Here is a 20,609-nt window from a genome sequence, read left to right as displayed (position 1 = left end):
GCACGGTCGCCAACTGCATTCAAGTGGCGAGCGCTTCCTTGATGTGCGCTGCCCTCATGGGCAGATCGCGCAGGCGCACCCCTGTCGCGTTTCGGATTGCATTGCCGAGGGCGGCGGCGGTCGGCCCCTGCACGACCTCGCCTACCCCAAGGAACGGTTGGCCGGGCCGGTCGACGAGATGGACTGCAATGGTCTCGGGCACATCGGTGAAGCGGGCGATGGGGTAGGTGCTCCAATCCCGGCTTCGAACGCCCTGGGCGTCGAATAGCACTTCTTCGTAGAGGCTCCAGCTCATCGCCTGAATGATCCCGCCCTCGACCTGGTCCCGGATGCCGTGCGGATTGACGACCTCGCCGGCATCGATGGCCGCCACAGTCCGCTGGATGCGCACGCGGCCGGTGTCCGCATCGACGGAAACCTCGAGGGCCACGGCAGCGTAGCCCGCAAGGTTTTTGTATCGAGCGAAGGCGAGCCCGACTCCGCGTCTGGGGCCGACGGGTTTGCCCCATCCGAACTGCGCCGCGGCCGTCTCGATCACGCTCCTCGCCCGTGGATCATCGAGATGGGCGAGCCTAAAGGCGACCGGATCGGCTCCCGTGGCCTCCGCAAGCTCGTCGATGAAGCTCTCGATGGCAAAGACGTTGACGTAGGCGCCAAGGTTGCGCAGGGCCGAAACCCGGAGAGGCATTGCCGAGACGAAGTCGTGGGCGACCCTCGCCCGCGGCAGTGCGTAGAGCGGGATCGCATTACGGTCGCCGCCGCCCTCGGGTTGCGGCAGGGCTTTGGGCGGCGGCTCAGCGAATGGTTTCGCAAGGAGGCGCGCCGAGAGAAGCTGCCCCGCGCCGCCTGGCCGGGTCAGGTGTGTCGGGCTGCGAACGCAGTAATTCCAATCCGAGATGCGGCCGTGAGCACCGAGGGTCGCGGAGACGTCGGCTATCATCGCTCCGCCGTAGGGATCCCACAGGTGTTCCTGCTCGCGGGTGTACTGCACGCGGACGGGCTGGCTTGGAAGCGCATAGGCGAGGAGCGCCGCGTCGGCGGCAGCGTCGTCGGCGCCGTTGTGTCCGTAGCAGCCCGAGCCCTCTGCGTGGATGCAGCGAACCTGATCTTCCGGCAGGGACAACATCTCGGCAATGGCCTTGCGGAGGGGAAACATCCCCTGCGCGTGGCTCCACACCGTCAGCTCCGTCCCGTCGAACGTCGCGAGCGCGCAGGACGGGCCAATGGACCCGTGCATCTGGTAGTGTCGCCGATAGCGAGCCGTCAGGGTTCGCCCTCCCGGTGGCGCGGCCGCTTGTCCGGCTTCTTGGATCACGGTGCGCTCGGCCGGATACGCTGCCAGGATCTCAAACAAGCGCCCGGGCTCGGGTAGTGTTGCGCCACCCTCCCAGCGCGCGGCCCGCTCAAGGGCGCGCATGGCCAGGACCGCGTCGTATTCGCGCCGGGCCACCACGGCAAGGAAGTCGCCGTCCCGATGGACCCGGATCACACCTTTCAGGGCGGTCACCGCTGCAGTTTCTACGTCGACGAGGCGCGCGCCGGCCCGGGGCGGTCGCACGATGCGCGCGTGGACCATGCCGGGCGCGCGAATGTCCTGAACTTAGGCGGCACCGCCCGCGACCTTGCCGGGAATGTCGATGCGCGGCAGCGCTCGGCCCACGACGGTGTGATCCTTCGAATTGCGTACGGGCGTGTTCTCCGTCGCCTCCACGTGAAGGTCGGCCTCCGCGATCAGGTCCGCGAAGGGAAGCCGCCGCCCGTCCGGCGCCATAACAGCCCCATTGTCGAGGCCGAGGCCTTCTGGCGCGATGCCCCAGCGTCGCGCGGCCGCCGCGACGAGGATCGCACGGGCGCCGGCCGCCGCGTGCCGGATCGCAGTGGCCGAATCTTGCATGGAATGGCTGCCGGCGGTGTAGCCTTCGTTCGGCGTCAGGCCGGTGTCGGCAGTCACGAGGCGCAGGCCGGCGGGCGCTAGGGAGAGTTCCTCGGCCGCCACCTGGATGAGGGCCGTCTTGATGCCCTGCCCGAGCTCGGCCTTTCCGGTGAGGACGGTGACGCCGCCGTCCGAACCGATCTGGATCCAAGCGTCAACCAGAGGCGTGTGCTTGAGCCCGCCCGGAAGCCCGGGCCTTACCGGGGGCGGCGTCACGGCTTCCTGAGCCTCGGTCGCTCCCTTGAGCGAAGCTCCGATCAGCAGGGCGAGGCCGCCGCCGACGAGGGCTCGGCGCGAAATGCTGAGACCTTGGGTCATGGCTGCGCTCCATCCGCCCGTCGCGTATCGGGGCGGTCCGCCGCGCGCCGAATCGCCGCGAGGATGCGCAGATGCGTGCCGCAGCGGCAGAGGTTCAGTCGCATCGCCTCCCGGATCTCGGCCTCGTTTGGCGATGGGTTGCGCTGGAGCAGGGCATGGGCCCGCATCAGCATGCCGGCGATGCAGTAGCCGCACTGCGCGGCGTTTTCGTCGATGAAGGCCTGTTGCAGGGGGCCCGGTGCCTCGGGGGTGCTGAGGCCCTCTACCGTGGTGACGGCACGCCCGGCGAGCGCCGCGATGGGGGTGAGGCAGGACAGGACAGGCCGCCCGCCCACCACCACGGTGCAGGCCCTGCATTGGCCGAGCCCGCAGCCGAACTTGGCGCCGTTGAGGGCAAGGTCGTCCCGCAGGACGTACAGCAGCGGGGTCTCGGGATCGGCCGAGAAGGTTTCATGGCGTCCGTTCACCAGAAGGGTCGTATCCGTGGACATCAAGGCCGGCCCTCCAGTTTCGTCGCGCTGCGCGGCTCGGGGGCTCTCGGCATCAGGGCACGAACGGTTTCGTCCAGCTTCAGCCACGGGCCCGCATCGCTGAACCGAGCTCGAAGATAGGCGGCGAGATCCGTGACCTGGCCGGCGGTGAGCGTGTCGCCATAAGCCGGCATGATCGGGCCGGCGCTGTCCTGCTCCGGTGCAATCCCGTCGCGCAGGACGTGGATCAGGTTGCGCGGATCGGGACCCGTCACGGAACTGCGCTGTCCGAGCGAGGTGACAGTGTAGGGTACGCCGCCAGCGGCCCAGCCGCCGCTCTCGTGGCAGGTCGCACACGCCCCGGCGTAGATCGTCGCGCCGCGCGTCAGTGAAGGATCGTCCTCCGGTATCGGCCTGTCGAGGGGTGCTCGGTCCGGTGCCGGCATTGGGAACAAGCTGGCCGTGTAGCGGGCGAGCGCCTTGATCTCGGAGCCTTGTACGCCCGCATGAGCCTTCAGCACGGTACCCATGGGCCCCGCTGCACCGCCATGTTGCGGATCCCATCCGACGAGGTAGCGGGCGAGGCTCGCTTCAGTCCATGGCGGAGCGGCCGTGCTCTTGGCCCCGAGGGCCGGCGACCACCAGCCGTCCGCTTCGCCGCCTGTGTAGGCTCGTGCAGTGACCTCGGCGCCAAGGAAATTGCGCTGACTGTGGCAGGCGCCGCAATGGCTCAGGGCCTCGGCGAGGTAGGCGCCCCGGTTCCAGGCCTCATCGCGCCCCGGGTCGGGGGCGAACCGTCCCTCCCGGAAGAACAACAGGTTCCAGCCGGCAATCAACGGACGCAGGTTGAGGGGGAACGGTAGGGTGTTGGCCGGCGCCGTCGCTTCGACGGGGCGGCGGCTCATCACGTAGGCGTAGAGTGCACCGACATCGTCGTCCGTCAGGCCGGTGTAGTGCGTGTAGGGGAACGCTGGATAGAGGTGGCGTCCGTCCCGGTCGATCCCTTGCCGCATGGCACGGGTGAAAGCGTCGAGGGACCATCGGCCGATCCCGGTACCTGGGTCCGGGGTTATGTTGGTGGCGTGGATCGTGCCGAACGGAGTCGCGATCGGCCGCCCACCGGCATAAGGCTGACCGCCTTCAGCTGTGTGGCACGAGGCGCAATAGCCCAGTTTTGCCAGGCGCTCGCCGGCGCGAACGTGTTCAGGTGCGGCTCTCGGGACGGATTCAACCGGCGGAATAGCAGGGTGCCAGGCGACCGCGAGAAAGCCGAGGCTGCTGAGGACGAGCACAGCTCCCGCGGCAAATCCGATCCGTCGCAACCTCAAGGGAGGATCATCGTTCCGCAACTGCCTGATCGCCATTGCCCCAGGAAAGCTGTCGGCGAAGGGGCCGGTTCCAAGCTTTCCATCGTCGGCTTTGTCGTTCCCGTATCGTGTTCGCATAGGGTACTTACCGAGGACCCCCGCACGACCCGCAAGATCTCTGCACCGTCTATGCCCTGATCGCCGCCCTCGTCGGCATGATCCTCGGCAGTCTGTTCACGGACCGGAAGGGACGTCAGCGATGGGGGGCTTGCATGAAACCTATCAAATGAGAGGATGCGTCGCTCCTCCCGAGGATTCCACCTCCACCCGCCCGGCCCCGGCCGTGGCGGGTTTTTCGTGCGTGCGACTTAGCACTTCGCTGTGTGGCCAAGCGTTGATAGGCCCTCGGCGCGGGCGGTTCATTCCGAGCGAGTGTTGCCCTGGTGACAGTCCCACCCACTTGTGATGCGCATACTCCCTATTATGTATGGCAAGGAACTTATCACCATGATAAGTGCTTCGCTCAACACCGGGGGAACGGGTGGTGAAACTTCAGCCCTGGAAGCCAGCGGATGCGACCGATGAAATTTGGAAGCTCGCCAAGAGCGACCAATTAAATCTGACATCCTCAGGGCACGCCCGGGACCAGCTCTCAATCAGGGACTTGTTCATAGGCGATGCGCTGTACGTGCTGAAACATGGTTTCGTTTGTGACGCCGCCCAGGAGTCTACCCAACCTAGTCTGTTTAAGTACCGCGTTGAGAGCCGTTCGCCTAATTCGGGCAACAGGATCGTTCGTGTGGTAGCCGTTCCAGACCCTAATTCTGGTCTTATCAAATTAGTTACAGTAATGTGGAAAGACGAAAAATGAAGGCTCGGCGGTAGAAATTGATACATCTTTTGGGGTCAAGGATGACCCCTGCCTATTTGTACGAGGGAAACTATGAACGCGTATCGCTACAAGGAGAGCGGTCTCGACAACGTCTACATCGAGGGGGGCAACCTCGTCGAAGATGACGCGGGCGAAGAATGCGTGACGATCCCCAACATCAATGGCCTGCATCAAGCCATCGCCCACGGAATCGTCATCAAGCAGTCGGCAATCACCGGGCCTGAATTGAGGTTCCTGCGAACGGAGATGGGAATGACTCAAGCTCAGTTGGCGGCGATCGTTCATCGCGAGCCGCTGGCCGTAAGTCGGTGGGAGCGCAATGAAATCGAGATCGACAGCAACGCCGAGGCTATCATCCGGCTCGGAGCGATAGAGGCGCTAAATCTGCCCGAGTCCGGCGTTCGTGAAATCGCGGGCTGGTGCGTGCCGAGCGCTGAGACGGCGCCGATCCGCATCGACGGCTCGGATCCTACGAACTACAAGATCGCTGCATAAGCCCGCAGAGCTGCTCTGATCCAGGCCCGGCCGCCATCATGGCGCGCCGGGCTTTTTACGCCTGAACAGGCGGTCGAAAAACGAGGGCGGTCGCTCAGGCAGCCCGGTTCTCTGTTCGCGCTCGGCGGCGTCCAGCTTCTTGAAACGTGGGTCGTCTCGGATTTCTTTCTAATGCCGACGATACCCCCAAAGGAAGATCGCAGCGGAGACCGCCCCGACCAAGCCAGCCCTCCAAATATCGCCGCTTGTCATTTCTGATTCCTACCCAGAGCCCCGCCGGCACGAGCCGCGCGGGGCTTTCGTCGTTCTATGCCCCCGCCGCCCGCATCAACCGACGTCGGACCTCGCCCACCTTCTCCTCGGCCGTCCGCTCCACGCTGTCCGTCCAGACCGTCAGGGCGATCAGGCGCAGTGTAAGTTCGTCCACGCCGAGCCCGGCCGCGAACGGCAGCAGGCGCCCCACCGCGATGTAGACCTCGCCCATCACCGCCGCGCCGGATGCCCGCTTCAACCGCCCTGCACGCTCTCCGCGAAGTCCTGCGGCACCTCGCCGAACTGGCCGAGGATCGTCGCGGCTTCGAGTTCGCCCGGCACCAGCTGCTTCGTCTTGACCACGGAGGCCCGCACCCGGAACGTCGTCTTCATTGCCACGGTCATCTCCCGTTAGGCACGCCCGGCCTGCCGGTCATACCGAACCTCGGTGAACGCCTTCGCCAGCACCGCGCGGCCCTTCTCGTCGTAGACCTCGACGTGCCAGTCCGACCAATCGAGCCGAGCGCCCCGGGCCATGAGGTCGAGGGCGACCTGCTCCGCGTGAAGGCGCATCAGTGCCACCGTCAGAATCCGCCGACCGCGCAGATCGACCACGAGATCGTGCCCGTCCGTGCAGTGGAAGCGGTAAAGCCGCGTCGGCATTGAGCTTCTACCCCGCACTCCACAGGCGTCCACCGGCGCCTTTCCAGACTTGGCCGTATCGATTGAACCACCGGCCGAGATGCGGTTTGTTCCCCCTCTGTTCTAACAGGAGTCGGATGCGAGATGCACGCCCATCCCCACGAGCCGCCTGTTGAGATCCGCCTATCTGAGGCCGAGCGAATTGCCCTCGCGTATCGACTCAGCGCGTCGAGCTATCTTGGCGCCTACCCGGCCGGCCGGTTTCGTGGAATCGTCGAGGGCCACGTGCTTGAATGCGACCGCCTCCGTGACCGTCAGCAGAACGCCGATCAACTGCGTCAGCAGCGGGAGGCCGACGACCGGCGCCGGTGGGAGGAGCAGGCCCAACGCGAGCGGGACCGGCAGGAAGAGGTCCGTCGGCGGGCAGAGACGCAACGTCAGGCGGATGAAGAGCGCCGCCGCGAAGCAGAACGTCTCGACGCCCAGCGAAGGGCCGACGAAGAAAGGCTCCAGAACCAGCGCACGCCTGCGCGAAGCGCGTCAGGCTGGACCCTGAATTATTCGAGCCAGTTGCTTGAGATCAAACCCATGGCCGACGATCATTTCGACGCGCAGAAGCAATCCTTCAGCACAGTCTGGCAGTCGCGCCAGCACGGGGAACAGGTGGCGATCTACGTTCAGGTCAGCCCGAACGAGCGCTGCGGTGATGCCCGGCAGTATATGAACGAGCAGATCCTGCCGCGCCGGACACAGGTCTCACGATCGCAGGAGATCATCACAGCGCCTGGTCGTAGCGGGTTCATCCTCGAAGGACGCGGGACTGCCCGCGGCCAAGGCGCCTTCGACGACCGGACCTACCTCGACTTCGTCTCGATCCGCCGCGACGACCGCAGCGCCATCACACATATCGGCGGCCGCTTCCCGGCCGAATACGGGGAGGTGTACCGCGCTGAGCTCCTGAAGATGATGAACTCCATGCAACTGCCGAGCGGTGACCGTTTCACCAATCGGTGCTGCTGAGGAAACACGAGGATGTTCAGTACACCAACCCTCCCGCGCCTTCCCCTCGCCATCGCCATCCTCGTCACGTGGGGAGCGGGACCGGGATCGCGGGCGCTCGCAAATGCGGCGCAGGACTGCCGGTCCGGTCAGGCAGAGGCCCGCGTGACCGGCTGTTCGGCCCTCCTCGCGGAAGCCCGCACGCCCCGACAGCGCGCCATTGCCCTAGATGGGCGCTGCATGGCCCACAACGACCGCTCAGCCTTTCCGGCGGCAGTCGTCGACTGCACGAGTGCGATCCGGGCGGATGACGCTTACCCCTACAGCTTCCAGAATCGCGGGATCGCGCAGGCTGGCCTGAACAACCATGCTGCCGCTGTCGCCGACTTCACGCGGGCCCACATCTTGCGGCCTACCTTCATTTGGCCGCTCACGAACCGCGCCAAGTCTCATGCGCAGCTCGGCGACCGGGCGGCGGCAGCGCGCGACTACGACGAGGTTCTCCGTCTCAAGCCCGATAACGAGGAAGCTCGCCTCGCCCGCGCCGCGCTGTTCGCGCCGCCGCCCGTAAGTGTGTCGGCGACGGGTGCGAACACTCTATGCGGCAGCGTCGGCTGCAACTGATCGGTCGGAGATAGTCGCGCGTCGACGCGAAAGTCCTGTCGGGGAACGGACCAGGACGGGGCGGCAGGGTGATCTCGGCCGGCCGAGGGCAGTTGCCCTCAGCGGCAGGTGACGTGGACCGTATACATCTTTGCCTGTTCGGCGACGGAAGCCGGGTCCATCGGAGTCGCGTTTTTCGTGCCGGTCGGCGTGACGATCCCGTTGGAATCCAAGAAGTTCAGGGCGATCGTCGACTTGATGGCAAAGTTAACGTTCTGCGGAATGTCATTGTTGACCTTGGCGACGGTCATAGCATTCAACTTGGAGGCGATGACACCGACCACGGCGCCGTATTGATCGATCAGGGGCCCGCCGCTGTTGCCAGGTTGGACCGGTGTCGAGATCTGCAGCATCCGCGTGTCGTCACCAAGGCCCGCCGCCGCCGTGATGTTTCCCACCGTGAAGTTGCCGGATGCGGCCAGCAGGTCCGGCAGCGGAAACCCATACGCGTAAACGCTTTCGCCGACCCGCGGTTTTAAGGATAGGGCCGGGACCATGGGGTGGTCGAAGCCGGTGCTCAGCACGGCGAGGTCATTCTGGACGTCGGTGGCGACGAGGCGAGCCCTTAGGGACGGCAGACCGAATTTCGCGACGTCGATTTCGGCGCAGCCGCTAATGACATGATTATTCGTGAGCACGTGCCCAGCATCGGACACAAAAAAACCGGTGCCCGAAGAGGTACCATTCCGCCGTGGCGTCGAGCCTCCGTCGGGGATTGTCTTCCCCTTCGGAGACGGACTCTCGGCTTTCGCTTCGACGATGGCTTTCTGGCAGTCGATCATTGCGCCGATGGCGTCAGAAGATCCCGACAAGGAGAGCTTCGCGATCCGTTTTTGCTCGAATACAACCTCGATCCCGCCGGCTCGGGCGATGTCGACAACGAAGCCCTTCTTCAGCCCAGACGCGATGAGACCCTTGTGGTCCCCGTGCGCCAAGCCCAAGAATTGGCCCTTCCACCGCCCGCGCCCCGTCAGCATGACAAGCTGATAGATGCGCTCCGCCTCGATGGATCTCCATTTCGGGTTGGTGAAGGCGAGGAAGGCTTCGTCCTTCTCGCCGTCGAAGCCCATCCAAACCGTGGTTTCGTCCTGATAGGTCGCGGCGGCAAGGCAGCCGCCCATCGACCGGCTAACGCCGATCGACCACCCCGAGACTTTGCCCATCGTCTTGTCCACGCTCAGCATGGGCCAGGCGGTGGCTTCGCGTGGGCCGCAGAATGCGGACGAAATGGCCAGGGCGCCGAGGACGAGGGGGCGCACAACACGCATGAGTGCCAACCTTTGCCGCGAGCGCTATCGACCGGCGACGGGGATCGGCCGGGCGGCGCCAGATCCCGCGAACGGATCGGACACGGTGCTGATGGCGGCACCGCTCGTCACCGGCGCGGATCTGCGGCGCGCGGGCGCGGCGGCTACGTGACGACGGGCCGGTCGATCTCGATAGACAATTACCCGCTGGGGCCGAGGGGAGTGGTAGACATGGCGAGGCGCAGCAACCATCGCGCCGAGAGCAAATCCGATCGCACCGTCGGCCAAGCCGTCCAACGGGCCAGCCGATGCGCTTGGCATCAGGGATGTGCAGCCTAGCAACGCAGCGGCTAAGGTACTCAGAACGATTTTCGAAGACTTCACAGGAACCACCCAAGGCGAGGGAAGGCTCAGAATTTCTACAGCGACACTCAGCTGATCGTCCTAGCATTTATAAGATGCCAAGACTTATGCTGGATAGCGGCGCTCGCAACTCTGCGCTCGTGATAGAACTTACTTGAACGGCCGAGCTTGTGAAGGGCATCATCAGCAGGATTCCATTTTTTGTTCTGCTGAATTCGCAACAAATTTAATGATTCGATCTTTCAGCCCAAACAAACGTGGGTGTTAAGATCTGAACTGCCTGGATCTCGGACTGGTGGCGACTATAATACAGCTCAAGTCCATGCGAGCGCTTGGTTTCCATATGGCGTTAAAGCCTTGAAAACGGTCCGCTGAAAATTAGTCAGATCTATTGTTCGGTCCTTCGGAGAACGAAGCGAAGGCAAACGCCTCCGCGCCCTACGTGTCGAGCCTGGCTCTGCAGCTTGCGCCGTAGACGTTGGGTTACTGGCCCCCCGCCCCGCGTTGCCGGCGGCAGACGAGATACGGCCAAGCGAACCAATGCGCGCTTCGCAGGCGACCTCGCATCGATTCATGGCTTTGGGTTGTCAGCCGTGAGAATGATGCGGCCTGCTTCGTCGACGATGTTGAACGATCACTCGGTGAGCATCCGTCCGCGTTCTTCGAGGTGGACCAGGGCGAATTCTGCGGCGTCTTCCAGATCGTCGAATCGCTCAGATAAGCGGTAGGGCGGCCGATCGCAGCGGCGTCCTACTCCCTTGGCTCGCGCCGGCATGATGTCAACGAAATGGGAAATTCGCATCGCCGCTCCCTGATGTGAGAGGGCAGCTACCTCCGGCGCTGGCAAGAGGCAAACAGCCAAAAAAAACTAGGACGGCAAAGTCTGCTGTTTGGTAGGCTTGGTGGTGGGGGCGCCTTTTGAGAGGCGCGGGATGTCGCGAACGCAATCGCGGACACCGGATGTGGAACGGGTGCTTCAGCCCGCTCGGCGGCTCTGCCCGGCCTGCGGCCAGAGCATGCGGATCCGCTACGAGAACCGACGCACGCTGGTGACGCTGTCCGGCACGCAACGGCTGCGCCTGAAGATCCGCCGCTGCGAGGCCGAGGGCTGCGCCCGCTTCCGCAAGCCCTACCGCCCGGAGGCCGAAGGCGCACTGGCGCTGCCGCAGCACGAGTTCGGCCTCGACGTGATGGCGCTGGTGGGAGCCTTGCGCCACCGCGAACATCGCTCGGTGCCGGAGATCCACGCGATCCTGCGTGATCGCGGCGTGCCCATCGCCGCGCGCAGCGTGACAAACCTGCTCGACCGCTACGACGAGGTGGTGTCGACCCGGCTCGGCGATCCTCAGCACCTGCGCCGGCAGCTTGGTGGGCAGGACCGGATCGTCCTCGCCCTCGACGGTCTGCAGCCGGATGTCGGCCACGAGGTGCTCTGGGTGCTACGCGACTGTCTCTCGGGGACGGTCCTGCTGGCGCGCAGCCTGCTGTCGGGGACCGCGGAGGATCTGACCGTGCTACTGCGCGAGGTGGTCGACGCCGTGGGCGTGCCGGTGGCGGGCGTGATCAGCGACGGTCAGCACTCCATCCGCAAGGCGGTGGCCACGGCCCTTCCGGAGGTTCCACATCAACTCTGCCACTTCCATTTCCTGCGGGAGGCGGCGCTGCCGATCTTCGAGGCCGACCGGCACGCCAAGAAGGAACTGAAGAAAGCGGTGCGTGGCGTGCGCCCGATCGAGCGGGCGGTGGAGGGACGCAGCGACGCCGAGGCGAACGTGGTGCGCGGCTACGCCAGCGCCGTGCGCAGCGCGATCACCGACGACGGGCGCGCACCGCTCGATGCGGCAGGGCTGCGGTTGAAGGAGCGCTTGGAGATGGTGGCCGGCAGCCTGGAGCGGGTGCGCTCAAAAGGGGGGCCTCGCGCCCGCTCGCCCGGCTCGCGCTCCTGATCGGGCGGGCGTTCGCCCGCACCGCCGCGCTCTGGCCGGCGGTCCGCCAAGGCTTCGTCTTCGTGCACGCCGCCGCCCGCCTGCTGGCCGATCCCGCCGGGGAGACGGGCGCCCAGGTCCGGCGGCGCTTCGACGGTTTGCTCGCCGCGATGCAGCGCCACCGTTGGCGCGTGGTCGATCTTGGCGCGGCCCTCGACCACTTCCGCAAGGTCGCGCGGAGCTATCGGCCCGGACTGTTCCACGCGCCCGACGTCGCCGGCCTGCCCCGCACCAACAACGCCCTGGAGCAATTGTTCGGCTCGCAGCGCTATCACGAGCGCCGCGCCACCGGGCGCAAGACAGCCTCGCCCGGGGCGGTGCTGCGCGGGTCGGTCCGGCTCGTGGCAGGCATCGGCACGCGGGCTCGAATCCTGTCCGGACGCGATCTCGGCCGGGTCGATCGCGCACGGTGGCAAGACCTGCGCAGATCCCTCGATGACAGGCGCCAAGCGCGCGTCGCACGAACCCGCTTCCGACGCGATCCCGATGCCTACCTCACCGCCCTCGAACGCCAAGCCCAACAGCAGACTTTGCCGTCCTAGAAAAAAACGACGGCTGTGTGAGATCCGTCTGTGAGACGCAACTCCGAGCAGGTACGCCGAGGGCGCTGAGCGTTTCATTTAAAAGGAGAAAGCTTGGAGCGGGCGGCGGGAATCGAACCCGCATATTCAGCTTGGGAAGCTGACGTTCTACCACTGAACTACGCCCGCGAGCCGCGGCGTGGGGCCTGCGGTGCGGCGTTTGGGGCCGCGGGAGGGACCATACCAGACACGGTCGCGTTGTCCACGGCCTTGATGGGGGCTGCGTGCGTTCCCATACGGGCCGGATTCCGATAGCGTCGCGCGGCTTGCCGGGCGGTGTCGCTCCGGGCCGGCGGAGGTTCCCGTAAGTCCTTTGGCTGGATCACTTTTTTCGCATGACGGTTCGCACGTGACGACAGCAGATGCCTCAGGGTCACCCGCGCCATCGGGCGGCGCCCGCCTCGTCCTCGCCTCCGCTTCGCCGCGGCGGCTCGCCCTGTTGCAGCAGGCCGGGATCGAGCCCGACGCGCTCCTGCCGGCGGATGTCGACGAGACGCCGCGCAAGTCCGAGACCCCGCGCGAGCTCGCCCGGCGCCTGGCGCGCGACAAGCTCGACGTCGCGGGCGATGCGGCGCGGCGGCGTGACGACATGCGCCAAGCCTTTGTGATTGCTGCCGATACCGTGGTGGCGGTGGGGCGCCGCGTCCTGCCGAAGGCCGAGGTGGCGGACGAGGCCGCCGATTGCCTGCGCCTGCTCTCGGGGCGCCAGCACCGGGTCTACACGGCGGTGTGCCTCCTGTCGCCGAAGGGCACCCGGCGCGAACGCGTGGTCGAGACCCGGGTGCGGTTCAAGCGGCTGTCGAGTCGCGAGATCGAGGCCTACGTCGCCTCGGAGGAATGGCGCGGCAAGGCCGGCGGCTACGCCATCCAGGGGCTGGCCGGCGCCTTCGTGGTCAAGCTCGTCGGCTCGCACAGCGCGGTGATCGGCCTGCCGCTCTACGAGACCCTAAGTCTCTTGGAAGGCGAGGGTTTTCCCGTTCGGGGAGCGTGGGGACAAGCACCGGGGAGCAGCCTGTGACCGGACCGATTCCCTGGCCGACGGCGCCCGAAGAGGCGTGCCCGATCTGCCGCAAGCCGGCCAAGCCGGAGTTCCGTCCGTTCTGCTCGACCCGCTGCGCCGACGTCGATCTCGGCCGCTGGCTGACGGATCGCTACGCGATCCCCACCGCCGAGGACGAGGACGAGGATGCCGCGCCGCAAGCAGGGCGCGACCGTTCCGAGTAGGGCGGTGCGCCGTTCCACGCATCCGTGGAACGGCGAGTCACTCAGGCCGTCGCGGTGGTGCGCCGGTTGTAGCCGAGGGCCGCGAGGGTCGCGACGGCACCGGACAGCAGGTAGACGCCGACCCAGGCGAGACCGAACTCGCTCGACAGGCTGAGGGCGACCAGCGGCGCGAAACCGGCGCCGATGAGCCAAGCCAGATCCGAGGTGAGCGCCGCGCCGGTGTAGCGGTAGCGGGTGCCGAGGTTGCTCGTGACCGAGCCCGAGGTCTGGCCGTACGAGAGACCGAGCAGACCGAAGCCCACCAACACGTAGATGGTCTGGCCGACCTCGCTGTCGCCGACGAGCAGTGGGGCCACGATGCTGCCGAGGGCGAACAGCAGGATCAAGCCGGCCGCGATGGCCACCAGGGTCCGGCGTCCGATCTGGTCGGCGACGATGCCCGAGATCACGATGGCGCCGGCACCGACGACCGCCCCGGCGAACTGCACCATGAGGAACTCGCCCACCGAGCGCTGGGTGAACAGGTTGATCCACGAGATCGGGAACACCGTCACGAGGTGGAACAGCGCGAAGCTTGCCAGGGGCACGAAGGCGCCGACGAGGATGTCGCGGCCATGCACCCGCACGGTCTCGAGCACCGGCGTCGGCTCGAGTTCGCGCATCTCGATGAGGCGGACGAATTCCTCCGTCGCCACGAGGCGCAGGCGGGCGAACAACGCCACCACGTTGATGGTGAAGGCGACGAAGAACGGGTAGCGCCAGCCGAAATCGAGGAAGTCGGCTTCCGACAGGTTGGCGAGGAAGAACGCGAACAGGGCCGAGGCCAGCATGAAGCCGATGGGCGCGCCGAGCTGCGGCATCATCGCGTACCAGCCGCGCTTTCCCTCGGGGGCGTTGAGGGCGAGCAGCGAGGCGAGGCCGTCCCAGGCGCCGCCGAGCGCCAGGCCCTGGCCGAACCGGAAGGCCGCGAGCAGCCAGATCGTGGTGGCGCCCAGCGTCGCGTAGTTCGGCAGGAAGGCGATGGCCGCCGTGGAGCCGCCGAGCAGGAACAGCGCGATGGTGAGCTTCACCCCGCGCCCGTGCCGCCGGTCGATCTCCGTGAAGATCGCCGAGCCGATGGGCCGGGCGACGAAGGCGAGGGCGAACAGCGCGAAGGAATACAGCGTGCCGGCGAGCGGCGTCGCGAAGGGGAAGAACACCTTCGGGAAGATGAGCACCGAGGCGATGCCGTAGACGAAGAAGTCGAAATACTCGGCGGCGCGGCCGATCACCACGCCGATGGCGATCTCGCCCGGGGCGACCGTATGGTCCGAGAGGGCCTCGTGGGCGTGGCGCTCCGCCTCCGACGAGGACGGCACTGCGTAATCTGCGCTCATCGGGAAACGTCTGCTCGCTGGGTTGATGGATGGGGGGCGATGCGTCCGCCTGGGCGCGGCCCCTTCGTCTCGATCCTGACCTAGTCTCGGTCCTGATTAGGGCCTGCCGCCACCACCCGTCAAAGCGAAAGCCGCTCCGGCCCGGAAACGGCGCTGCCCTGTCGCAGCCGCGGCGCCGCGGCCGGGACGGGGACACGATGCCACCGGGGCGGGAGAATGTCCCTGAGGCGGTAAGGGACATTGCCTCGGGGGAAAGGGTTTGGCTATGCTCCCAGTGCCTACCTGAGAGCATACCTTTCCCCTTGTCAGGCCGGTCTGTTGCATCGCACTAGGCGCCACGTTCGACGTGACGCCGATCCGCGGCACGGCACGGGCGGCATCATCGAGTCCGCGTCAGCCGATCCCATGACCGTCAGAATTCTGAGACCGCTCCTCCTCCTGCCCGTGTTCGGCCTGCTGTCGGGCTGCAACATGGTGCTGATGCAGCCGTCGGGCGACATCGCCATGCGGCAGCGCGACCTCATCCTCGCCTCCACGGGGCTGATGCTGCTGATCATCATTCCGGTGATCGCCGCGACCCTGTTCTTCGCCTGGCGCTACCGCGCGTCGAACAAGGCGGCGACCTACGATCCTGATTGGCACCACTCGACCCACCTCGAGGTGCTGATCTGGTCGGCGCCCCTGGTGATCGTCATCGCGCTCGGCGCGCTCACCTGGATCAGCACCCACACCCTCGATCCCTACCGGCCGCTGAGCCGCCTGGACGCGTCGCGGCCCCTGCCGAAGGACGTGAAGCCCCTGGTGGTCGAGGTCGTCGCACTCGATTGGAAGTGGCTGTTCTTCTACCCAGATCAGGGCATCGCCACCGTCAACGAGATCGCCGCCCCCGTCGATGTGCCCATCACGTTCAAGATCACGGCCGCCACGGTGATGAACTCGTTCTTCATCCCCGCGCTGGCCGGGCAGATCTACGCCATGCCCGGCATGGAGACGAAGCTGCACGCCGTGATCAACAAGCCCGGCACCTTCGAGGGCATGTCGGCGAACTACAGCGGCTCGGGCTTCTCCCGCATGAACTTCCGCTTCGTCGGCCTCGATCAGGCCGGCTTCGACGCCTGGGTCGCCAAGGCGAAGGCGGCCGACAAGCCGCTCAGCCGCGACGCCTACCTCGAACTCGAGCGGCCGAGCGAGCGCGAGCCGGTGACGTTCTACTCCTCCGTCGATCCCGGCCTCTACGGGCGGGTGCTCAACATGTGTGCCGTGCCCGGCAAGATGTGCATGCACGAGATGATGGCCATCGACGCCAAGGGCGGCGCCGGCAAGGACAGCCACGCCAACCGGGCGCGCCTGGAATACGACAATCGCTACGCCGAGCGCGGCGACGAGGGCAACGCCGCCACCGTCGGCGGTTCGGGGCGGTCGTCGCACAGCCCCGAGCAGCCGCAGGGCATGAAGCCGAAATCCACGGCGCCCGAGGTGAAGCCGCATTCGGGATCGGACCATTCCGGCCACGATCATTCCGGTCACGCCACCGGCGCGGGGGATGCCGCTCCGGCCGGGGACGGAACCAAGAGCGACGGACCCGGCGGCACCGATCCCGTCGCCCCCGGTCAGCTCAACAAATAACGCGGACGCCTCCGCCCGCGGCCCCATTCGGCACTCCTCTCACGAGACAGGCCCATGTTCTCCAATCCGGATCTTCAGAAGCTCCTGTTCGGGCGGCTGACCCTCGACGCCGTTCCGCTGCATGAGCCGATCCTCCTCGTCACCTTCGCGATGGTCGGCCTCGGCGGCCTCGTGGTCCTCGGCGGCCTCACCTATTTCCGCCTCTGGGGGCCCCTGTGGCGCGACTGGTTCACGAGCGTCGATCACAAGAAGATCGGCATCATGTACATCGTGCTGGCCCTGGTCATGCTCCTGCGCGGCTTTGCCGACGCCCTGATGATGCGGGCCCAGCAGGCCATGGCCTTCGGCGCCAACGAGGGCTACCTGCCGCCGCACCACTACGACCAGATCTTCACGGCCCACGGCGTGATCATGATCTTCTTCGTGGCGATGCCCTTGGTGACGGGCCTGATGAACTACGTCGTGCCCCTGCAGATCGGCGCCCGCGACGTGGCCTTCCCGTTCCTCAACAACTTCAGCTTCTGGATGACCGTCAGCGGCGCCCTCACGGTGATGGCCTCGCTGTTCGTCGGCGAATTCGCCCGCACGGGCTGGCTCGCCTATCCGCCCCTGTCGGGACCGGCCATGAGCCCCGGGGTCGGCGTCGACTATTATATCTGGGCGCTGCAGATCGCCGGGATCGGGACGCTGCTCTCGGGCATCAACCTCATCGCCACCATCGTGAAGATGCGGGCCCCCGGCATGAGCATGATGCGGATGCCGATCTTCACCTGGACGTCCCTCTGCACCAACATCCTCATCGTGGCCGCCTTCCCGGTCCTCACCGCCGTTCTGTCGATGCTGTCCCTCGATCGCTACGTGGGCACGCACTTCTTCTCGAACGATCTCGGCGGCAACCCGATGATGTACGTGAACCTCGTGTGGATCTGGGGTCACCCGGAGGTCTACATCCTCATCCTGCCGGCCTTCGGCGTGTTCTCCGAGATCGTCGCGACGTTCTCGCGCAAGCGCCTCTTCGGCTACGCCTCGATGGTCTACGCCACGGTGGTGATCACGATCCTGTCCTACCTCGTGTGGCTGCACCACTTCTTCACCATGGGGTCGGGCGCCAGCGTGAACTCCTTCTTCGGCATCACGACGATGATCATCTCGATCCCGACGGGGGCCAAGATCTTCAACTGGCTGTTCACTATGTACAGGGGCCGCATCGACTTCGACGTGCCGATGCTCTGGACCGTCGGCTTCATGGTGACCTTCACCGTCGGCGGCATGACCGGCGTGCTCCTCGCGGTGCCCCCGGCCGACTTCGTGCTGCACAACTCGCTTTTCCTCGTCGCGCACTTCCACAACGTCATCATCGGCGGCGTGCTGTTCGGCATGCTCGCGGGCATCACCTACTGGTTCCCGAAGGCCTTCGGCTACAAGCTCGATCCGTTCTGGGGCAAGACCTCGTTCTGGTTCTGGCTCACGGGCTTCTGGTTCGCCTTCATGCCGCTCTACATCCTCGGGCTCATGGGCGTGACGCGCCGGGTGCAGCACTTCGACGACCCGTCGCTCCAGATCTGGTTCGTCATCGCGGCCTTCGGGGCGTTCCTCATCCTGCTCGGCATCGCCTCGTTCATCGTCACCCTGGTGGTGAGTTTCCTGAGGCGCGAGGAACTGCGCGACCTGACCGGCGATCCGTGGAACGGCCGTACCCTCGAATGGGCGACCTCCTCGCCGCCGCCGGACTACAACTTCGCCTTCACGCCCGTGGTCCACGACCATGACGCGTGGTGGGACATGAAGAAGCGCGGCTACGTCCGGCCGGTGAGCGGCTTCAACAAGATCCACATGCCGCGCAGCACCGCGGCCGGCATCATCCTCGGGATGCTCAGCATCGTCTTCTCGTTCGCGATGATCTGGTACATCTGGTGGCTGGCGGCGCTCAGCTTCGTGGCGCTGGCGGTGGTCACCATCGGTCACACCTTCAACTACGCCCGCGACTTCTACATTCCCGTCGACGAGGTCGTGCGGACGGAGAATGCGCGCACGGCACTCCTGGCGGAACGGGTCTGAGAACCATGGCGGCGCATTCCACGGCGGCCTTCACCGCCGACGATTTCAAGGGACCGGGGGACACCCCGGTCTTCCACGACGCGCAGGGCAAGCATCATCCCGAAGGGGGAACGATGCTGGGCTTCTGGCTCTACCTGATGAGCGATTGCCTCATCTTCGCGGCCCTGTTCGCCGTCTACGCCGTGCTCGGGCGCAACTACGCGGCCGGTCCTTCGCCGAAGGACCTGTTCGACCTCAAGCTCGTGGCGCTCAACACCTCGATGCTGCTGTTCTCCTCCATCACCTACGGCTTCGCCATGCTGGAGATGGAGAAGGAGAAACAGGGCCGCATGCTGCTGTGGCTCGGCGTCACCGGCCTGTTCGGCCTGTGCTTCATCGGCCTCGAACTCTACGAGTTCCACCACCTCATCCACGAGGGGGCGACGCCCCAGCGCAGCGCGTTCCTGTCGGCGTTCTTCACCCTGGTCGGCACCCACGGCCTGCACGTCAGCCTCGGCATCGTCTGGCTCGTGATCCTCATGATCCAGGTCCAGATGCGCGGGCTCGGGGACGAGAACAAGCGCCGGCTGATGTGCCTGTCGATGTTCTGGCACTTCCTCGACGTGGTCTGGATCGGCGTGTTCACCTTCGTCTACCTCATGGGAGTCCTCTAGATGAGCGTCGCATCGGAGGACCTGCACACGCGGGGCAGTGGGCGCGACGTCCACGAGGAGCCCGGCGGCCACGGCACGTTCCGGGACTACATGACCGGCTTCCTGGCCTCGGTCGTGCTCACCGCGATCCCGTTCTGGCTGGTGATGAGCGACGTCCTCGGCAATCCGAGGCTCACCGGCATCGTCGTCATGGGCTTCGCCGTGGTGCAGATCGTGGTCCACATGGTCTACTTCCTGCATATGAACACGAAGTCCGAGGGCGGGTGGACGATTCTCGCCCTGATCTTCACCCTGACCCTGGTGCTAATCACCCTCGTGGGGTCCGTGTGGGTGATGTACCACCTCGACACCAACATGATGCCGGCCGACCACGGCATGCACATGCCGGCCCCCCAATCGACGCCGACCGAACCGGGGGTCGCGGCGCCGGCGCCGCATCAGCACCAGCATTGATCGCCGGCGCGGGCCGCCCGTGACCGCACCCGCTCCACAGGCCCGCCCGCGCGCGGGCCTGTGGCTGTTCGGGCTCCTCGCCTGCCTCGTCGCCGCGGGCCTCGCCTGCCTCGGAACGTGGCAGCTCCAGCGCCGCGCCTGGAAGCACGACCTCGTCGCCCGGGTCGACGCGCGCCTGCAGGCGGCGCCGGTGCCGGCCCCCACCGACTGTGCCCCGGCCTGCGAGCCCTACACCCGCGTCTTCGTTTCGGGCCTGTTCGCCCATGACCGCGAGACCCTGGTCCAGGCCGTGACCGAGGCCGGGGCGGGGTTCTGGGTGCTGACCCCCCTGATGGCGGAGGGGGGGACGATCCTGGTCAATCGCGGCTTCGTGCCGAGGGACCGCCGCGACCCCGCCACCCGCGCGGCGGGCCAGGTCGCCGGTCCCGTGCGGGTCACCGGCCTGCTGCGTCTGTCGGAGCCCGGCGGCGCCTTCCTGCGCGACAACGATCCGGCGGCCGGGCGCTGGTACTCGCGCGATGTCGCCGCCATCGCCGCCGATCGCGGATTGTCGCGGGTGGCGCCGTATTTCGTCGATGCCGATGCGACACCCAATCCCGGAGGCCTACCGCAGGGGGGCCTGACGGTCGTGGCGTTCCCGGACAACCACCTCGTCTACGCCCTGACCTGGTTCGCCCTCGCAGCCATGGTGCTGGGCGCCGCCGCCTACGTGCTTCGCGATGCAAGGCGCCGCGCAGGCGCCCGGTCCGCCTGATCCCGCGAGAGGGTAGGGGGCTCCGCTCAACCGAACCGGCTGGGAACGGCCCCGAGGCAGGGCACGGCGGGGGAGCGGAGGGGCACGGCTCACCGGTTCGAATGGCACATCTCGCGGGAAATCCCGTTTGCGGGGCACAGGCGGGCCATGGGCGGCTTCTGCCGAGCCGGATGCAAGTTTTTTCGCAAATCCGTCATTTGGCCGTTGACGGTTGGGCTGTGGGCCCGTAGAAGCCTGTTCATCGGCGGCGGCCAGCGGGACTTTGGTCTTGGCGGCGGCGCCGGTTCTCTTGGAGGCGTTATCGGATGGATGATCCGG

At 66.4% G+C, this 20,609-nt stretch carries 21 protein-coding genes and 1 tRNA gene; 12 read left to right on the top strand and 10 right to left on the bottom strand.

What is annotated here, in order from left to right; translation table 11 throughout:
* Nucleotides 1-19: 19 nt before the first annotated feature.
* The 4 genes from ASF52_RS09250 to ASF52_RS09240 form a co-directional block, all read right to left on the bottom strand.
* Nucleotides 20-1,507 carry a xanthine dehydrogenase family protein molybdopterin-binding subunit gene (locus tag ASF52_RS09250; RefSeq protein WP_443136670.1) on the bottom strand — a complete coding sequence of 496 codons (1,488 nt, stop codon included), beginning with the start codon at nt 1,505-1,507 and terminating at the stop codon, nt 20-22.
* Between the two features lie 93 nt (nt 1,508-1,600).
* Nucleotides 1,601-2,251: a molybdopterin cofactor-binding domain-containing protein gene (locus tag ASF52_RS23705; RefSeq protein WP_443136669.1), complete on the bottom strand. Its 651-nt coding sequence runs from the start codon at nt 2,249-2,251 to the stop codon at nt 1,601-1,603.
* Nucleotides 2,248-2,742, bottom strand: a complete 495-nt coding sequence (locus tag ASF52_RS09245; protein ID WP_056171087.1) for a (2Fe-2S)-binding protein — start codon at nt 2,740-2,742, stop codon at nt 2,248-2,250. The genes ASF52_RS23705 and ASF52_RS09245 overlap by 4 nt, the downstream gene beginning before the upstream one ends.
* Entirely contained in the window at nt 2,742-4,085 is a 1,344-nt protein-coding gene (locus tag ASF52_RS09240; RefSeq protein ID WP_082515260.1) for a cytochrome c, read from the bottom strand. The genes ASF52_RS09245 and ASF52_RS09240 overlap by 1 nt, the downstream gene beginning before the upstream one ends.
* Before the next feature lie 457 nt (nt 4,086-4,542).
* On the opposite strand from ASF52_RS09240, the gene ASF52_RS23700 reads away from it, so the two are divergent.
* Both ASF52_RS23700 and ASF52_RS09235 read left to right on the top strand, forming a co-directional pair.
* On the top strand, nt 4,543-4,899 hold the full coding sequence (locus tag ASF52_RS23700) for a DUF4258 domain-containing protein (RefSeq protein WP_156630020.1): 357 nt from the start codon (nt 4,543-4,545) through the stop codon (nt 4,897-4,899).
* 72 nt (nt 4,900-4,971) lie between these two features.
* Nucleotides 4,972-5,415 carry a helix-turn-helix domain-containing protein gene (locus ASF52_RS09235; RefSeq protein WP_056171082.1) on the top strand — a complete coding sequence of 148 codons (444 nt, stop codon included), beginning with the start codon at nt 4,972-4,974 and terminating at the stop codon, nt 5,413-5,415.
* A 307-nt stretch (nt 5,416-5,722) separates the two neighbouring features.
* Here the strand turns inward: ASF52_RS09235 and ASF52_RS22500 are convergent, their stop codons facing one another.
* Genes ASF52_RS22500 through ASF52_RS09230 form a run of 3 tightly spaced genes read right to left on the bottom strand, consistent with a single transcriptional unit; the run spans nt 5,723 to nt 6,330 of the window.
* Complete coding sequence (locus tag ASF52_RS22500; protein WP_156630018.1) at nt 5,723-5,926, bottom strand: hypothetical protein; 204 nt, start codon at nt 5,924-5,926, stop codon at nt 5,723-5,725.
* Entirely contained in the window at nt 5,923-6,066 is a 144-nt protein-coding gene (locus ASF52_RS22945; RefSeq protein ID WP_200937392.1) for a hypothetical protein, read from the bottom strand. The genes ASF52_RS22500 and ASF52_RS22945 overlap by 4 nt, the downstream gene beginning before the upstream one ends.
* A gap of 12 nt (nt 6,067-6,078) precedes the next feature.
* Nucleotides 6,079-6,330 (bottom strand): DUF6894 family protein, encoded by a 252-nt coding sequence (locus ASF52_RS09230; RefSeq protein ID WP_056171079.1) that lies wholly within the window; start codon nt 6,328-6,330, stop codon nt 6,079-6,081.
* A gap of 123 nt (nt 6,331-6,453) precedes the next feature.
* Here ASF52_RS09230 and ASF52_RS09225 point away from each other — a divergent pair, with 123 nt between their 5' ends.
* Entirely contained in the window at nt 6,454-7,329 is an 876-nt protein-coding gene (locus ASF52_RS09225) for a hypothetical protein (RefSeq protein WP_200937393.1), read from the top strand.
* A gap of 219 nt (nt 7,330-7,548) precedes the next feature.
* Nucleotides 7,549-7,932, top strand: coding sequence for a tetratricopeptide repeat protein (locus ASF52_RS09220; protein WP_244473759.1), 384 nt, complete (start codon nt 7,549-7,551; stop codon nt 7,930-7,932).
* 98 nt (nt 7,933-8,030) lie between these two features.
* Here the strand turns inward: ASF52_RS09220 and ASF52_RS09215 are convergent, their stop codons facing one another.
* A complete protein-coding gene (locus tag ASF52_RS09215; RefSeq protein ID WP_056171075.1) occupies nt 8,031-9,239 on the bottom strand; it encodes a S1C family serine protease in 1,209 nt (402 codons plus the stop codon).
* 1,358 nt (nt 9,240-10,597) lie between these two features.
* Here ASF52_RS09215 and ASF52_RS21945 point away from each other — a divergent pair.
* Nucleotides 10,598-12,108 (top strand): ISNCY family transposase gene (locus ASF52_RS21945; RefSeq protein ID WP_156630024.1). Its coding sequence is split into 2 segments (ribosomal slippage): nt 10,598-11,495 and nt 11,495-12,108, totalling 1,512 coding nucleotides; the frame shifts between segments, so codons are not numbered across the junction.
* A 94-nt stretch (nt 12,109-12,202) separates the two neighbouring features.
* Here ASF52_RS21945 and ASF52_RS09200 read toward each other — a convergent pair.
* A tRNA-Gly gene (locus tag ASF52_RS09200) sits at nt 12,203-12,276 on the bottom strand.
* Between the two features lie 220 nt (nt 12,277-12,496).
* Between ASF52_RS09200 and ASF52_RS09195 the strand changes: the two genes are divergently transcribed.
* Nucleotides 12,497-13,165 carry a Maf-like protein gene (locus tag ASF52_RS09195; protein WP_056171066.1) on the top strand — a complete coding sequence of 223 codons (669 nt, stop codon included), beginning with the start codon at nt 12,497-12,499 and terminating at the stop codon, nt 13,163-13,165.
* Nucleotides 13,162-13,371 carry a DNA gyrase inhibitor YacG gene (locus tag ASF52_RS09190; protein ID WP_056171063.1) on the top strand — a complete coding sequence of 70 codons (210 nt, stop codon included), beginning with the start codon at nt 13,162-13,164 and terminating at the stop codon, nt 13,369-13,371. The genes ASF52_RS09195 and ASF52_RS09190 overlap by 4 nt, the downstream gene beginning before the upstream one ends.
* Nucleotides 13,372-13,412: 41 nt before the next feature.
* Here the strand turns inward: ASF52_RS09190 and ASF52_RS09185 are convergent, their stop codons facing one another.
* Nucleotides 13,413-14,747 carry an MFS transporter gene (locus ASF52_RS09185; RefSeq protein ID WP_056171060.1) on the bottom strand — a complete coding sequence of 445 codons (1,335 nt, stop codon included), beginning with the start codon at nt 14,745-14,747 and terminating at the stop codon, nt 13,413-13,415.
* Between the two features lie 405 nt (nt 14,748-15,152).
* On the opposite strand from ASF52_RS09185, the gene cyoA reads away from it, so the two are divergent.
* The 5 genes from cyoA to ASF52_RS09160 are packed head-to-tail and all read left to right on the top strand — an operon-like array spanning nt 15,153 to nt 20,291.
* Nucleotides 15,153-16,373, top strand: a complete 1,221-nt coding sequence (cyoA, locus tag ASF52_RS09180; RefSeq protein WP_082479026.1) for a ubiquinol oxidase subunit II — start codon at nt 15,153-15,155, stop codon at nt 16,371-16,373.
* A gap of 54 nt (nt 16,374-16,427) precedes the next feature.
* Nucleotides 16,428-18,431 carry a cytochrome o ubiquinol oxidase subunit I gene (cyoB, locus tag ASF52_RS09175; protein WP_056171056.1) on the top strand — a complete coding sequence of 668 codons (2,004 nt, stop codon included), beginning with the start codon at nt 16,428-16,430 and terminating at the stop codon, nt 18,429-18,431.
* Between the two features lie 5 nt (nt 18,432-18,436).
* On the top strand, nt 18,437-19,084 hold the full coding sequence (gene cyoC, locus ASF52_RS09170; protein ID WP_056171054.1) for a cytochrome o ubiquinol oxidase subunit III: 648 nt from the start codon (nt 18,437-18,439) through the stop codon (nt 19,082-19,084).
* The gene (cyoD, locus tag ASF52_RS09165; protein WP_082515259.1) at nt 19,085-19,537 is read left to right on the top strand and encodes a cytochrome o ubiquinol oxidase subunit IV; all 453 of its coding nucleotides are present in this window, start codon (nt 19,085-19,087) and stop codon (nt 19,535-19,537) included.
* A 19-nt stretch (nt 19,538-19,556) separates the two neighbouring features.
* Nucleotides 19,557-20,291 carry an SURF1 family protein gene (locus ASF52_RS09160; RefSeq protein ID WP_156630016.1) on the top strand — a complete coding sequence of 245 codons (735 nt, stop codon included), beginning with the start codon at nt 19,557-19,559 and terminating at the stop codon, nt 20,289-20,291.
* Nucleotides 20,292-20,609: the final 318 nt, after the last annotated feature.

The sequence above is a fragment of the Methylobacterium sp. Leaf112 genome (assembly GCF_001423295.1).
Classification (GTDB): Bacteria; Pseudomonadota; Alphaproteobacteria; order Rhizobiales; family Beijerinckiaceae; genus Methylobacterium.
Note: the sequence above shows the minus strand (reverse complement) of the source record. Positions and strands in the feature narration are given on the sequence as shown.

What these genes read in the sequence shown, in the direction of transcription:
- ASF52_RS23705 (WP_443136669.1), bottom strand. Translation starts at nt 2,251, where the DNA reads ATGACCCAAGGTCTCAGCATTTCGCGCCGAGCCCTCGTCGGCGGCGGC.
- ASF52_RS09245 (WP_056171087.1), bottom strand. Translation starts at nt 2,742, where the DNA reads ATGTCCACGGATACGACCCTTCTGGTGAACGGACGCCATGAAACCTTC.
- ASF52_RS09240 (WP_082515260.1), bottom strand. Translation starts at nt 4,085, where the DNA reads ATGGCGATCAGGCAGTTGCGGAACGATGATCCTCCCTTGAGGTTGCGA.
- ASF52_RS09235 (WP_056171082.1), top strand. Translation starts at nt 4,972, where the DNA reads ATGAACGCGTATCGCTACAAGGAGAGCGGTCTCGACAACGTCTACATC.
- ASF52_RS09230 (WP_056171079.1), bottom strand. Translation starts at nt 6,330, where the DNA reads ATGCCGACGCGGCTTTACCGCTTCCACTGCACGGACGGGCACGATCTC.
- ASF52_RS09225 (WP_200937393.1), top strand. Translation starts at nt 6,454, where the DNA reads ATGCACGCCCATCCCCACGAGCCGCCTGTTGAGATCCGCCTATCTGAG.
- ASF52_RS09220 (WP_244473759.1), top strand. Translation starts at nt 7,549, where the DNA reads ATGGCCCACAACGACCGCTCAGCCTTTCCGGCGGCAGTCGTCGACTGC.
- ASF52_RS09215 (WP_056171075.1), bottom strand. Translation starts at nt 9,239, where the DNA reads ATGCGTGTTGTGCGCCCCCTCGTCCTCGGCGCCCTGGCCATTTCGTCC.
- ASF52_RS09185 (WP_056171060.1), bottom strand. Translation starts at nt 14,747, where the DNA reads ATGAGCGCAGATTACGCAGTGCCGTCCTCGTCGGAGGCGGAGCGCCAC.
- cyoA (WP_082479026.1), top strand. Translation starts at nt 15,153, where the DNA reads ATGACCGTCAGAATTCTGAGACCGCTCCTCCTCCTGCCCGTGTTCGGC.
- cyoB (WP_056171056.1), top strand. Translation starts at nt 16,428, where the DNA reads ATGTTCTCCAATCCGGATCTTCAGAAGCTCCTGTTCGGGCGGCTGACC.
- cyoC (WP_056171054.1), top strand. Translation starts at nt 18,437, where the DNA reads ATGGCGGCGCATTCCACGGCGGCCTTCACCGCCGACGATTTCAAGGGA.
- cyoD (WP_082515259.1), top strand. Translation starts at nt 19,085, where the DNA reads ATGAGCGTCGCATCGGAGGACCTGCACACGCGGGGCAGTGGGCGCGAC.